The sequence below is a fragment of the Bradyrhizobium sp. MI1.10 genome (genome assembly GCF_055811035.1).
The window spans coordinates 29671-42460 of record NZ_JBVVPN010000013.1 but is presented as its reverse complement, the minus strand read 5'-3'; the positions used below and the strand labels follow the sequence as shown (position 1 = coordinate 42460).

Here is a 12790-nt window from a genome sequence, read left to right as displayed (position 1 = left end):
GCGTTGCAATCGGGCAACACGTTTCGGAAAAATTGACGAGCGGCCGTTTGCGCCATTGCGCGACCCACATTGAACCCAAGAATGAGCCTCTTCGCATGCTTGGCTTTTCTACACGGCTCCGGTGGAGCGTATGGGGGCGACGGCATCATGGACCCGCGGCGATTTGCGATAGTGGCGCCGACGTTTTGCGGAACGGTCGTTCTCGCGGGGTGGATCGCTGGCTGGCTGGCTGGCTTGGGTCCGGCCGGCACCGAGAACGCCCGCGCAGTGACCATCCAGGACCGCGCAGCATCTCTCGCCGCCACCGCGATGCTCGCGGATGAACCGCAGGCAATCGCAATGGGCAACACCGGACCCGCGAACGCCGCTGTTGCTAGCGCCGAAGTGGCGACGGCCGCTGAGCCCGCGGCGGGGACGGCCACCGACACCACGGCGGCCTCGGATAAATCGGAATCGATCGTCGTGGCCGCGTTGCCCGATTCGTCGCAAACGCTGTCGGCCGATTTACCGCCTGCGCAGGACTCGGTGGACTTGGGCCACCACGATGTCGCCCAGCTGGCGCCGACCACGTGCGGTGCATCCGGCGGTGCCTCCAGCACGGGGCCGCAGGATTTCCGGTATCTCATTTGTTATGTCTGGTCCGAACTGCCGCCTGCCGAGAAGCCGGCGGCGATCGTCTTGCGTTCGTTCAAGGACATCCCGGTCGGAACGCCGGTGGAAGAGATCAAGCGCGCGTCCGACGCTTTCGGTCTGGATTTCACTTTCATGAAGGCCGTGGCCAAGGTCGAGTCCGGTTTCGATCCCAAGCAGCGCACCGGGTCATATATCGGGCTGTTCCAGCTGAGCAAATACGAGTTCAGAAAATTCGGCTCCGGAGACATTCTTAGTCCCCGCGATAATGCCGTTGCGGCAGCCTACAAGGTCATCACGGAAGGCATTCTATTCCAGTGGGTGACGCACAGGAAGCCGGACTTGAACGATCTTTACCTGATCCATCAGCAGGGCTGGGAAGGCGCCGCGGAGCACCTCAGCCAACCCAATCGCATCGCCTGGAAATCGATGTGCGCCACTGGCGAAGGCAGGGAGAAGGGCGAAAAATGGTGCAGGCGCGCGATCTGGGGCAATACGCTTCCGGCCGTCAAAGAGGCGTGGAAATCCGTGGAGAAGCTGACGTCGGAGGCGTTCGTCGGAATGTGGCGCGAGCGGGTTGCTCATTTCCAATCGAAATACATGGGCACCGCGACCGCCGACGCCGAGCGGGCGCAGGCACCAGTGAACTCCCGTTGAGTGGTTAGCAGGAGTTGCCGCACCCGCGGGCGAGCGGGCCTTCCGTCGCTGGTCGCGCGGATGCGCTTTATATTGTTGCCTGATCAGTCATTCGCGCCGACATCGGTAAAAAGGAACCCCGCCGGCGTCTTGGTAAAGACGAAGATGACCTCGCCGCAGAAGACGAAGTAAGTGTCATTGTTCTCTTGATCGCGGTCGTAGACGGCCTTGCCGCGCTGGATACACGCGCGGTTTTTCGCCGTGAACGAGGTCGGATAGGTCTTGGCGCGAAATTGCGCGGCGTCACGAATTGCGCTGTCGTTCATGAACGGCAATCGTGTCATACCGGCGACGGCGGCGGAATCGTTTGTCCTCAGCGCCGCGCGAAACCTCTCGATGAAGGCATCGAATTCCTTCTGCAAGGCAGGAGAAGCGACGGCTTTCTTCGCTTGTACAACGGCTGGAGCAAGGTTCACGAAAGCGGTTGCGAGCATAATTCTCAGCAAAAATCCCAAGGGTCGGCTCCGTCCATCGACTAATCAAGGCCCTCCGACCGATCCAAATCCATGGTGTTCTGTTGCGTCAAGGGCTTTCTGGCGCGCCAGCGCAGCGTTAGCCCGCGCCCAGGCGTGGACCAACAGCATTTGCTTGGCGCCCACTGCTGCTTTTCAACCCTTAGCCGATCTCGAGGCTGGCGCCGAGCTTGTCCGCTCGTGACGGCGTAGCCGAGCAAAGCCCTCAGGGACTCTAAGAAAATGACCCACGGTGCAAGTCTGCAGGGCATCTGTTGCGGGTCTCTGCAAGCGTCCTCGTCAACAACAATTGCGATCTACGCTGGCTTGAGAATCTATTCGGCAACTCGCGACAGCTCCCCAAGTAGCTTCAACGCATCATCCAGCACCTCGTGAAGCTGCCTTCGTTCAGCGGCCGCATCACGCGTGAATGCGCCGTGCGTTTGCGCATTCTGATTTCCTTTCGGCGCGCCTGATCTCCGTGCGCCGCCGTGCATGCGGCAGCGAGACTCGCCGTGCACGGCGGGTGAGAAGACAGCTATTTTGATCTCGCTCCAATGCGAGCAACGCAAGGATCAGCGCGCGGGCACCGCCCGCGTCGTTGGTGGCGCGGTCCCCATCAGCGTCCCGTCCCGATCAGCTTTTCGGTGGCGTTACACGATCGGGCGGCCCGTGCCCAAGTGGCGCGCCGACAGACCATCGTTGCAGATGGCGAACGGTCAGATCACGGCGTGGAACATCATATACAGCAGGCCGGCGATCAGCATGGCCGCGGGCAATGTCAGAACCCATGCCAACACGATGTTCCTGATCGTGCCCGTCTGCAGCCCCGAGCCGTTGGCCGCCATGGTACCGGCGACGCCGCTGGACAAGATATGCGTGGTCGACACCGGCATGCCGTAAACCTCAGCCCCGAGGATGGTGCCGGCGGCCACCAGCTCGGCCGAAGCACCTTGCGCGTAGGTCAGGTGCTGCTTGCCGATGCGCTCACCGACCGTCACGACGATCCGCCGCCAGCCGACCATGGTGCCGAGGCCAAGCGCGATCGCGACCGAGACCTTGACCCAGGTGGGAATGAAGCGCGTGCCGTCTTCCAGGCTGGTGCGATAGTTCTTCAGGATCGCGGCATCGCCCGGCTCGAGCTTGGCGCCCGCCTCGGGCAGCAGACGGATGGCGTCGGCCGCCAGGTACATGTCGTTGCGCATATTGGGCGTCGCCGCCGCCGGAACCCGGCTGATCGATCCGTAGCTCTTCACGTCATTGGCGACCTCGTCGGACAGGCTTGCGAGCGCTGCGAACACGTCCGGCCGGTTCAGGTTCCGGGTCTTGAGCGCGGTCCCGATCAGGCCGCGTGCATCGTTCGGACTGACCTGCTGAGCGCCTTGTGCATGCGCCGCGAACACCCACTTCGCCTTGCTGGTGATGTCGACGAACGCCGGCGTGCTCGAATAGAAGCTCGTTGGTAAGCCCGACGCCCATGATCGATCCGATCAGACAGTGCGACGAGCTGTTCGGGATGCCCATCGACCAGGTCGCGAGATTCCAGATGATTGCCGCGATCAGCAGGGCGAAGATCATGGCGTAGCCGGCGGCGCTGCCGACCTGGAGGATCAGGTCGACCGGCAACAGCGTGATCACGCTGTAGGCCACCGCGCCGGTGGAAACGAGCACGCCGAGAAAGTTGAACACGCCCGACCAGATCACCGCGGTCAGCGGCGGCAGGCTGTGGGTGTAGATGACGGTCGCGACTGCATTGGCGGTGTCATGGAAGCCGTTCACGAATTCGAAGCCGAGTGCGATCATGAGGGCGACGCCCAGCAGCAGCAGCGCACTGATCGCGAGTGGCTCGCCGACGCTTTGCGTATCGGTGAAGATGCCGTAGGCGGCATAGCCGATGCCGCTGACGAGGAAGAGCAGGAAGACCGCCACCATGCTGACATGGGGTTTCTTGTGGAGGTCGGGTTTGGCGGCGGCTTGCGCGGCCGGACGTGCATCGTTGAGTGCGAGATCGGACATGGGGATTGCTCGGCGGTCAGTCTGTCAGCGATGATCCCGGCGGATCAGGAAATCCATGGGAGCCTCAGCTCAGCCGCTGGGCACGGCGCGCAGCCGGCGCAACCGGTGCAGCTCCTTTGCCGCGTCCTTCATCAGGCCATCGGCGGCCTCGCGTTCCTGGCCGACGATGACCCCCGATGTGAAAGCCTGGGCGCGGCGGTGTGCAGGCGGCGCCGCCAGCGCAGCCTCGGTCGCCAGTTTGCGGTGTGTCATGAAGTCGTTCAGCGATCCCAGGGCCGATTGAATCTGCTTCAGCCGGCCGGAAAGAGCTGCAAGCTCCCTCTGGCCGCGATCGCCGTAAAGGCTGCTGAAGAAGTCGGTTGCATAGCGAATCTTCTTGATCTTGATCCGCAGCTTGTGGCGTTGCACCGGATCGAGATTATTCAGTCGCTTGCCTTGCTTTCGCGCCTTCCTGATGCGCCGATCCAGCACCTCCGCGGCGTAGGCGGCGATCGAGCGGTCGTCATCGACGCGAGGCCGTCCGGCTTCGATCCACTCGATCGTATCGATCAGCAGGCGGCGGTAACGCGCCGCCGCGACCGCGTCGCGGGCGCGCTTGAAAGCCGCCATCCTTTGCCTTGAGAACCTCTCGCGGATCGCCCGTGCGCCGCGTGCCGGGACGCCGTGCCTGGTGATCGGCTGTATGCTCTCCTTCAGAAACACGTCGATTTCACGCGCAGGCGCCAGTTCGTCGGTGAGCCATTTCAGCTCGGCCTTGATCCGCGCCGTGCTTGCTCGCGGCAGGATGTCGCCGAACAGCGAAATCGCCGCGCGCAGGCGCCGCAGCCCGACGCGCATCTGATGAACGCCCTCGGCATCGAGGTCACGCACAGGATCGGCGTTCGCCGTGATGTGACGCAGCGTCGAATGCGCGATCACGCGGAATGCCTCGTGCGGCGATTGCTCGGGAATGAGCTCGATCGCCTCGGCATGTTGCGCGCCGCCGCCGCTGTTCGCGACGAGCTGGTAACCGCGCTCGGCCTTGGAGCGCAGATCAAGCTCGGCCCCCGTTCGGCGTTCGAGATGGCGCGCGAGGCGGAACAGGTCCGCGACATGTCCGGATTTGAGTTCCAGCTCCAGTTCGGCAACGGGCCGTGACCGCCGCCCGGCGCTGATGCGGCCCCGGTCGACGGCGAGTTCGATCTGGCTCTTTCGTACGCGGCGGGCCTGCGCCATCCGACGGATGTCGGTCTGGAATACCGGCTTCAGCTTGCGGGGAAGTTTCCCCGTAGCAAGGCGCCGGAGCGGTGTATGGCTGGTCTTGGCAAGATCGGGATTTGCGCCGGAGACCTCGTGCTCCCATTCTCCGCGCCTTACGCCGCCCGCGCTGCCTGCTTTGACGGTTTGCACGTAGCGGTCCTCGATCTTGCGAACGCGTAGCGTTAGGCCGTGGCGCCTCAGCTTGTGCCTGTTCGTATCGTAGTAGGTCGACACCAGCGTCTGCTCGGATTTGTCGCGGCGCTGGCCCGCAGCGCCGCTCCGCAAAATCGACGACAGTTTGTGCGGTGAAATCCGGAATTTCAGTTCCGTTTCTGCATTCATGGCTGGATCTTTCCGTTGCCCATTCAAAGTGGCGCACCCGCGGGAAGTTCCGATGCTGCGAGCATTTCAAAGCGGCTGGCGATTAGGGGCGCCGCAAGTCATGGAAACTTCACGGAACCCGGCGCCGGCGTGCTCGATTGAGGAGCAGCACCACGATTGAAGGAGGCAGCCTTGAGGCGAACGAACGCAATTGCGATCCTGATCATCGTGCTCATCCTCGCTGGCGGTGCTGCTGCGCTTTATCGTCTGGATACCGGCGAAGGAACCCGTACCAGTCGCGCGGATTCGGCAAGGACGGCGTCGGATTGAGCCGGGCGGATCCTGCCGAGAGCCAGGCTTGCCGCAGCGATTGACCGGAGAGCAAATACGTCGATGTCCAGAACCGCGATCACCGTTCGAGACCTCACGGCCGGGGTGCTTGCCATTGTCCATGCGCATCCAGACTGCGAAGCTCGTGAAGGAGATCGCGATCACGCCGGTTGAGATCACCGGCGTGGGAAGGACTTGGCACGCGAATCTCGTCGACAGCGGCGGCGCCGATGTGCAGCGCGCGGCCAGCGTCTTGAGGCAGGCGAGAGACGATCTCGAGCCGATGTTTGAATTGGTTGACGAACCGCCACCGAAGGACGAGCCCTGAAAAAGCCCGCGATCCATCCAGATGACTTCCCGGTTGAGACCAGCAAGACGACCGTCAAGACCAACAAGGGCGAACCGCTTGCGGACGCCGAAAGCGAGCCGGTGGCGGAGGAGATCGCCGACCGTCTCAACGAGCATGCCTACCGCGAGGAGCACGATCGATGGTCGCCGTGACCTCCGGATATCCACGGTCGCAATCGACGCTACGCGCAACAGCCGTTCGCTGTCATTCCGCCGACGGACTGGCGCGGCTTAGTTCGCGAAGCAGTTCGCCTGCCTGATCCAGCAGTGTCCGAACGTTGTTCCGCTCCGCGACCGCTTCCCCCGTGAACATCCCATGCTTCCGCGCATTGCGGTTGCCGGGCGGCGCGCCTGTCCTTGCGGCGCCGCCATGCATGCGACATCGACTCTTGCCGCGCACCGCCGGCGCGCAACAGGGGGTACCACTACGAGCCCTTGCGCCGCAGCGGCGGCTCGCTTGCATCGGGCTGGTGTTGCGAACGTGATCGCTGCTCATGCGATGGCGCCGTCCTCTACGTCAACGTTCGGCTCCGCGACGATCATGCTGGCGTGTTGCGTGACGTTGCCCACGATCGCCCTGCCGCCATCCTGCACCGACAAATTCCGGACCGTGATCGCACGCTCGCCGTTGTTGCGGTGACGGCTGAGTGCCTCGATCTGGGCTGCGAAGGTGCGGCTCAGCCGCGTCAATGCGCGCGTGAGGCTCTCCTGCTGCGGAATGTCGTCGGTGAGAGCGAGGCGGCAGGCAGAGCGCATCGCTGCGGCGTGAACGGACACCATCTGCACGGCGAGCATGGCCTCGATCGAATCCTTCGGCGCGATGCTCTTCACCAGCGAGATCATGAAGGCGAGATTGGCTTCATCGGGCTTCCGTCCGGTCATGCTGGCCTTCACCAATTGCTTGAGGAGACCATGCAGCGCGTCGCAGTCGGCGGCGCCGAGCGCCTCGGCCAGCAGCCGTTCGCCGGCTTGGCGGTCGGCATGGAGGATCGCAATCCGCCGCTTGTAGAGCTTGACCCGCGGGCTCGCGGCGGGCCGCTGCGATCGTTTGCCGCAACTGGCAGCGTGCTGTGGCGTTTCGCAGATGTCGTCATGTGCTGTGTCCTCTGCCCGTGCGGGCTCATTGCGCGCGACATCGATCGCTCGGCTCGCGCGCCTGTGGGATTTTCAGGATGTTGATGAAGGGCTTACGCGCAATCGCCGCGAGGTGCCCCGTGGACGGGCGGCGTGGACGCTGACGATTGTTGCGATGATGGCATTCTGCCGGTGTTTTGCCCGACGAGTCAAACGAAGATTGCGAAGCGCGCAATCCTCGTTCGTACAAATCCTCGTTCGTGCAAGTCCTTGTTCTTGCAGGTGCCGGCTACTGTGCATGGGGTTGTTTTCGCGTTTTTTGTTTCGAAGCGGCTCCAACCTGCCGCGCGACGGAATGCCAGCGTGCAAACGCGATTGCGAAATCCGCCGCCGCCGCTCATCATGATCCGCGAATGCGCCGCATCATGCAAAGCGGCTGCGATTTGTCTGGGGAGAGAACGAATGCAACGAACGCTTCGCCTGCTGGCGATCGTCGCCGGATTGTGCGTGACGACGGAGGCCCTCGCGCAAAAATATCCGGTGCGGCCGGTCAAGATCATGGTCGGCTTCAGCGCGGGCGGCCCGGTCGACGTCGTCGCGCGCATCGTCGCCGATCGGCTGAGTAACAAGCTCGGACAAGCCTTCGTGGTCGAGAACCGCGCCGGCGCCAACGGCATGATCGCGGCCGAAGGCGTCGCGCATGCGGAAGGCGACGGCTACACGATGCTGGCCTGCAACTCTTCCACCATCACGCTCAACAAGATGCTGTTTAGGGATATCCGCTACGACCCGGAAAAGGATTTTGCGCCGCTCACCACCGTCGTGTCGGCGCCGCTCGTGCTCGTGGTCAACCCGGAGAATCCCAAGACGGCCAACATCAACACCGTCGCTGATCTCGTCGCCGCGGCAAAGGCTGCGCCCGGCGCGCTTGCCTACGGCTCGGGCGGCAACGGCAACCTCGCCCATCTCGCCATGGAGCTGCTCAGCCAGAAAGCCGGCGTCAGGATGATCCACGTGCCTTATCGCGGTGGTGCGGCGTCCGAGGTCGGCATCCTCGCGCAGGAGGTCCTGGCGGTGTTCGATCCCTTGTCCGCCGTGCCGCTGGTGAAGGCCGGTAAGCTGCGCGCGCTCGCGGTGTCCTCAGCCGAGCGGCTGCCGGCGCTGCCTGATGTGCCGACCGTCGCGGAAGCCGGCTATCCCGGCTTCGACATCTCGTTCTGGGTCGGCTTCTTCATGCCGAAGGCAACGCCCGCGCCGACGCTCGAGATGCTGCACCGGGAGATCGTCGCCGCCGCCAACGATCCCGTGTTACGTGAGCGGCTGGAGACGCAGGGCGTCGTCAGCGTGCTCAGTCCGGCCGAGTATGCCGCCAAGATCGCGAAGGAGACCAAGGAGCTTGCCGAAGTCGTGGCGGCGGCAAACATCAAGGCGGAGTAGGGCGTCTGCTTGGTGTGCTGCCGACCACCTCAGCCAGCCGCTCGAGCAGCGGGCGCTGTCCTGTGTTGATCTTCCCGTGCGCTGCTGCGAGCGTGAACCATTCGGCACGATCGACCTCCGGGAAGGTCTGACGTTTGCCGCTGCGCGGCGGCCATTCCATCTCGAAACTGTTGCTGCGAATGCTGCGCAAATCGATGTCGAACTCGGCTGCGAACGCGGTGACGATCTTGCCGCCGCGCTGCTTGACCTGACCAAGCGAAGTCAGCGGCGTGGACAGCTCAAGTCCAAGCTCCTCGGCAAACTCCCGTCGCGCGGCGATATCTGCGTCTTCTCCGTCCGCATACTCGCCCTTCGGGATCGACCATGCACCGAGGTCCTTGTTGCGCCAGAACGGTCCTCCGGGATGAACGAGCAGGACCTCGAGCTCCCCGCGTTCCCGATAGGCAATGATCCCGGCGCTTTTCGATGGCATCGCAGGTTCCCTGCAGGCGGCGCATTCGCTCGGGAAAAAGTGGAACAGACGGTTTTAGCGCAGGTTAATAGCCAACGCTTTGACCGAACAAGGGAGTGAACCATGATCCGCCTGTTGGCAACGACAGCCTTAGGGCTGGTGCTGGCGAACGCCGCCTTTGCGCAATCGCCAAGCACGAACACCAAATCCGAGCAGACGCCGCAATCCCAGTCGAATTCCGCAGCTCCGTCCAACACGTCGCCCTCTGGCGCGGCACAAACGCAACAGACCACGTCGCAGCCGCAGCAATCATCAACGCCGGCAGCGTCGACGCAGAATACCCAGGCGACCACACCGTCTTCCGGGTCTGCCAATTCCGGCTCCGGGACCAATGCCACCAACAGCGCGGACACGTCGTCCCGGCCATCCAGCGGTACGGCAAACTCGAACGCGGCCGGCAACCAGCCCGCCTCGCAGCAGAGCGCCAATCCGCCGGCGGCGAACGCGAACCAGACGCAGGATCGCTCCAATCCTCCGTCGAACAATACCAATCAGGCACAGCAGGCGCCCGGTGCATCTGGAACCAACCAGGCCCAGCAATCGCCAAACGCGCCGAGCAGCAATCAGGCGCAGGGCGAGCGGACCGGCGCCAATTCACAGACCGCCGCCCGCACTAACGTCAACCTCGACAAGCAGCAGGAGACCAAGATCAGCGCGTCCATCTCCCATCTCAACGTGCGGCCGCTGACCAGCGTCAATTTCTCGCTCAACGTCGGCACGGTGGTGCCGCGCGATGTCCAGCTGTCGACGCTGCCGCCCGACGTGGTCGAGATCGTGCCGCAATATCGCGGCTACAGCTTTGCGCTGGTGAAGGATGAGATCGTGGTGGTCGATCCGGCGACATACAAGATCGTGACGGTGCTGCCTTACTCGGGACAATCCACCGCGACAACGACGACCACGCGCGAGCGCAGCGCCAGCAAGTTTTCGGATCGCGATCGCGAAGTGATCCGCAAGCATGCGAAGACCCGCACCGAGGGACGGAGCGAACGACAGACCACCGGCAGCACTGCGCGGTCCGAAATCCATGTTGGTGACCGCGTTCCCGAGAGTGTCGAGGTCGAGGAATTCCCGAGCAGCGTCTACCGGGACGCGCCCGACCTGCGCGAGTACCGCTACATCCACCGCGATACGCGGACCTATGTCGTCGAGCCCAGCGAACGCCGCATCATCGAGGAGATCGACTAGTTCGCGGACCACCGGAAGCCGCTCCATCGAGCAGCTTCCGGATTTCGCATCAGCCCGAAGATCGTTCGCGCGCCGCAAAACGGATGGCGCGGGCCCTCGCGCTCTTTCCCGCCGCGCGCGCGGCGATCATGTTGCGTGCCTTACCGTGGGTGCTCTTCCGGATCAGGGACGCGAGCCGCTTGCGTGCGCGGCTGGCCGTCAATCGCGCCGCCAGCTGCTCCGCCTTGCGAATGATGGTCGTGACCGAGGGCGTCAGGTTCACCGGAACCCAGGCGACGTCTTTCGTCTTGGACAGGCTGCCGATGCCCTCGCAGGGAGCTTCGCGCGGCAGGTCGATCCGGATCGCGAGGGCTTCCGCGCGCTCGGTCCAGTCCTCGGCCCTGGTGCCGGTGATGGTGCGGACATAGTCGCGTGTCTCACGCGGCAGCTCGCTCTCTTTGGCAAGCCATTTCTGGATCCGGCCGGGGCCTGCGTTGTAGGCGGCTGCGGCAAGTCCGAGATTGCCGAAATCGTCGCGTAGCTTGCGCAGGAATTTGGCCGACGCCGGCAGCGCCTTCATCGCATCGAACGGATCATCCAGCCCGACCTCCGCTGCCGTTTGCGGCATGAACTGTGCGACGCCTTGCGCGCCGGCCTGGCTGACCTCGTTCGACTTGAAGCGGCTCTCCTGCCAGATCAGGCGCGCAAAGAACGGGACTGGAATCCCGCTGGCCTCGGCCGCTCCACGAAGCGCGTGGCAGAAGCGCTCCGTCGGCGAAACCGGCGCCTGCGCGACGGGTTCGACCGTATCCGGCGGCTCGGACGTCTCCTCATAGGACGCACGCGCATTGGCGAGCTCAAGCGCCTGCACGCTTGCGAGGAACAGTTCGACCACCGGAACAAGTGGCGAGGCCTGAGTGTTTTGAAGAACGGTGTGATCGAAGGCTGACGTTTGGCGGGACACCGACGGATCGAAGTCGCACATCAGAATCATGAACGCGGCGCAAGCCGCGACGACAAATCGCATTTGCTGGAGCAACCTCGAACTGTGGGTGAACGGCCAGCGGTGCGCCGGCGATAAGGAGTTCTTAACCGTGCGATTGCGGCAAAGCTGCGGTCTCACCGGTTCCGCCGGTATTACTACGGTGTTCCCGCCAGGAAACTCTTTTCTCCGCGAATTTGCGGGCATGGCGAATTGGGACGAGCAAGATGATGCGATGGATGCTTGGCGCGGTGATTTCGCTGTCGGTGATCTCTGCGGCGCTTGCAGGCAATCTTGATCCAGCAGCGGTGAACGACGCTGCGCGTCCCGCAAAGCAAATTGCTGCCGATAAGCTCAACGCATCGATCGTGAAGCTTGAGATTTTGCTCGACCGTGCGCGGTTCTCGCCGGGGGAGATCGACGGCAAGCTCGGGGAGAACGCGCAGAAGGCGCTGGAGGCATTCGCCGAGCAGAACGGCGTTGCATCCGACAAAACGATCGCACCGGAGCTTTGGGATAAGTTGAACGCCGCGAGCGAAGGCCCGGTCCTGATCGAATACAAGATCACGGATGCGGATGTGAAGGGGCCGTTTCTGAAGGAGCTGCCCGGCAAGCTTGATGACATGAAGCCGCTGAAGGCGCTGAGCTACACCAGTCCGCTCGAAGGGCTTGCCGAGAAATTCCACATGAGCGCAGATCTGCTCAGGGCGCTCAACCCGGACAAGGCCTTCGACAGGCCGGAGTGACCATCGTCGTTGCAAACGTTCCGGCGCGGCGAGAGCTGCCGCACATCGCGCGGCTCGACATCGACAAGAAAACGGCACGCTGAAAGCATTCGACGAGGGCGGCACCCTCATCGCATTCTATCCTGCGTCAATCGGAAGTCCGGATCGTCCGACGCCGAGCGGTACGCTCAAGGTCACCAGCGCCCACGAGAATCCGGTCTATCACTACAACCCCGACTACAAGTTCAGAAGCGTCAAATCGAAAAAGCCGTTCGACGTTCAGCCGGGCCCGAACAATCCGGTAGGAGCATACTGGATCGGCTTGTCCGCGCAGGGTTACGGCATCCACGGAACGGCGGAGCCCGACAGGGTCAGCAAGTCGGCGTCGCATGGCTGCGTCAGGCTGACCAATTGGGACGTGCGCGCGCTGGGCGAGCACGTCAAGCGCGGCACACCGGTGGTCTTCCTGGATGCGCCGACGGACTCCTCGTCCGAGCAGCGGCGGAAGTCCGTCGGCAGGCGCGCCTCGAACTAGTCTTTGGGAAAGTCCTTGCGCATCGCGATCTCGGCGGCATCGCCGGGCGATAGCACGGTCTGGTCGAACGCTGCTTGCGGCCTCGTCATGATGTCGTAAAGCGAGATGCCTTTGATCGGCTTGCCCATGAGCTCGCGGACGCAGTCGGCGAGCGTGCCGTCGTAGACGAGATAGGGCGGACCTCGATCCTTCTGCCTCTCGCCTTTCAGCGACGGCCACTTCTTCAGTTCGGCCGGCGCGTCATAGGCGATCGGCGATTTCTCTTTGAACATGCGCTTGGCCCCTGAAGGCGCGGGTAGCCCAGAAGCCTAGGGCGGCCCGGTAAAA

At 63.4% G+C, this 12790-nt stretch carries 10 protein-coding genes and 3 pseudogenes; 4 read left to right on the top strand and 9 right to left on the bottom strand.

Going from position 1 to position 12790, the window contains the following annotated elements; all coding sequences use genetic code 11:
* The first annotated feature begins 147 nt into the window (after positions 1 to 147).
* The gene (locus AC0L3K_RS15445) at positions 148 to 1287 is read left to right on the top strand and encodes a lysozyme family protein (protein ID WP_473254311.1); all 1140 of its coding nucleotides are present in this window, start codon (positions 148 to 150) and stop codon (positions 1285 to 1287) included.
* A gap of 83 nt (positions 1288 to 1370) precedes the next feature.
* Here AC0L3K_RS15445 and AC0L3K_RS15440 read toward each other — a convergent pair whose 3' ends face one another.
* The 6 genes and pseudogenes from AC0L3K_RS15440 to AC0L3K_RS15415 form a co-directional block, all read right to left on the bottom strand.
* Positions 1371 to 1781, bottom strand: a complete 411-nt coding sequence (locus AC0L3K_RS15440) for a hypothetical protein (RefSeq protein WP_007594128.1) — start codon at positions 1779 to 1781, stop codon at positions 1371 to 1373.
* A gap of 716 nt (positions 1782 to 2497) precedes the next feature.
* Positions 2498 to 3794, bottom strand: a pseudogene (locus tag AC0L3K_RS15435) (inorganic phosphate transporter).
* 69 nt (positions 3795 to 3863) lie between these two features.
* On the bottom strand, positions 3864 to 5375 hold the full coding sequence (locus AC0L3K_RS15430; protein WP_473254309.1) for a CYTH and CHAD domain-containing protein: 1512 nt from the start codon (positions 5373 to 5375) through the stop codon (positions 3864 to 3866).
* A gap of 66 nt (positions 5376 to 5441) precedes the next feature.
* Entirely contained in the window at positions 5442 to 6149 is a 708-nt protein-coding gene (locus AC0L3K_RS15425) for a hypothetical protein (RefSeq protein ID WP_473366304.1), read from the bottom strand.
* A gap of 88 nt (positions 6150 to 6237) precedes the next feature.
* On the bottom strand, positions 6238 to 6495 hold the full coding sequence (locus AC0L3K_RS15420; RefSeq protein ID WP_007594111.1) for an HGGxSTG domain-containing protein: 258 nt from the start codon (positions 6493 to 6495) through the stop codon (positions 6238 to 6240).
* 29 nt (positions 6496 to 6524) lie between these two features.
* Positions 6525 to 7126: pseudogene (locus tag AC0L3K_RS15415) on the bottom strand (hypothetical protein).
* A 442-nt stretch (positions 7127 to 7568) separates the two neighbouring features.
* On the opposite strand from AC0L3K_RS15415, the gene AC0L3K_RS15410 reads away from it, so the two are divergent.
* Positions 7569 to 8543, top strand: a complete 975-nt coding sequence (locus AC0L3K_RS15410) for a Bug family tripartite tricarboxylate transporter substrate binding protein (protein WP_473366303.1) — start codon at positions 7569 to 7571, stop codon at positions 8541 to 8543.
* Here AC0L3K_RS15410 and AC0L3K_RS15405 read toward each other — a convergent pair.
* A complete protein-coding gene (locus AC0L3K_RS15405; protein ID WP_473366302.1) occupies positions 8530 to 9015 on the bottom strand; it encodes an NUDIX hydrolase in 486 nt (161 codons plus the stop codon). The genes AC0L3K_RS15410 and AC0L3K_RS15405 overlap by 14 nt on opposite strands.
* Positions 9016 to 9117: 102 nt before the next feature.
* On the opposite strand from AC0L3K_RS15405, the gene AC0L3K_RS15400 reads away from it, so the two are divergent.
* Entirely contained in the window at positions 9118 to 10242 is a 1125-nt protein-coding gene (locus AC0L3K_RS15400; RefSeq protein WP_007594104.1) for a DUF1236 domain-containing protein, read from the top strand.
* A 49-nt stretch (positions 10243 to 10291) separates the two neighbouring features.
* Here the strand turns inward: AC0L3K_RS15400 and AC0L3K_RS15395 are convergent, their stop codons facing one another.
* Positions 10292 to 11248, bottom strand: a complete 957-nt coding sequence (locus AC0L3K_RS15395) for a lytic transglycosylase domain-containing protein (protein ID WP_473366301.1) — start codon at positions 11246 to 11248, stop codon at positions 10292 to 10294.
* Positions 11249 to 11430: 182 nt separating this feature from the next.
* Between AC0L3K_RS15395 and AC0L3K_RS15390 the strand changes: the two are divergent.
* Positions 11431 to 12463: pseudogene (locus tag AC0L3K_RS15390) on the top strand (L,D-transpeptidase).
* Here AC0L3K_RS15390 and AC0L3K_RS15385 read toward each other — a convergent pair.
* Complete coding sequence (locus AC0L3K_RS15385) at positions 12460 to 12735, bottom strand: hypothetical protein (RefSeq protein WP_007594098.1); 276 nt, start codon at positions 12733 to 12735, stop codon at positions 12460 to 12462. The pseudogene AC0L3K_RS15390 and the gene AC0L3K_RS15385 sit on opposite strands and share 4 nt — an antisense overlap.
* Positions 12736 to 12790: the final 55 nt, after the last annotated feature.

Coding starts and splice junctions, on each gene's coding strand:
- AC0L3K_RS15445 (WP_473254311.1), top strand. CDS start 148: ATGGACCCGCGGCGATTTGCGATAGTGGCGCCGACGTTTTGCGGAACG.
- AC0L3K_RS15430 (WP_473254309.1), bottom strand. CDS start 5,375: ATGAATGCAGAAACGGAACTGAAATTCCGGATTTCACCGCACAAACTG.
- AC0L3K_RS15425 (WP_473366304.1), bottom strand. CDS start 6,149: ATGCTCGTTGAGACGGTCGGCGATCTCCTCCGCCACCGGCTCGCTTTC.
- AC0L3K_RS15420 (WP_007594111.1), bottom strand. CDS start 6,495: ATGCAAGCGAGCCGCCGCTGCGGCGCAAGGGCTCGTAGTGGTACCCCC.
- AC0L3K_RS15410 (WP_473366303.1), top strand. CDS start 7,569: ATGCAACGAACGCTTCGCCTGCTGGCGATCGTCGCCGGATTGTGCGTG.
- AC0L3K_RS15405 (WP_473366302.1), bottom strand. CDS start 9,015: ATGCCATCGAAAAGCGCCGGGATCATTGCCTATCGGGAACGCGGGGAG.
- AC0L3K_RS15400 (WP_007594104.1), top strand. CDS start 9,118: ATGATCCGCCTGTTGGCAACGACAGCCTTAGGGCTGGTGCTGGCGAAC.
- AC0L3K_RS15395 (WP_473366301.1), bottom strand. CDS start 11,248: ATGCGATTTGTCGTCGCGGCTTGCGCCGCGTTCATGATTCTGATGTGC.
- AC0L3K_RS15385 (WP_007594098.1), bottom strand. CDS start 12,735: ATGTTCAAAGAGAAATCGCCGATCGCCTATGACGCGCCGGCCGAACTG.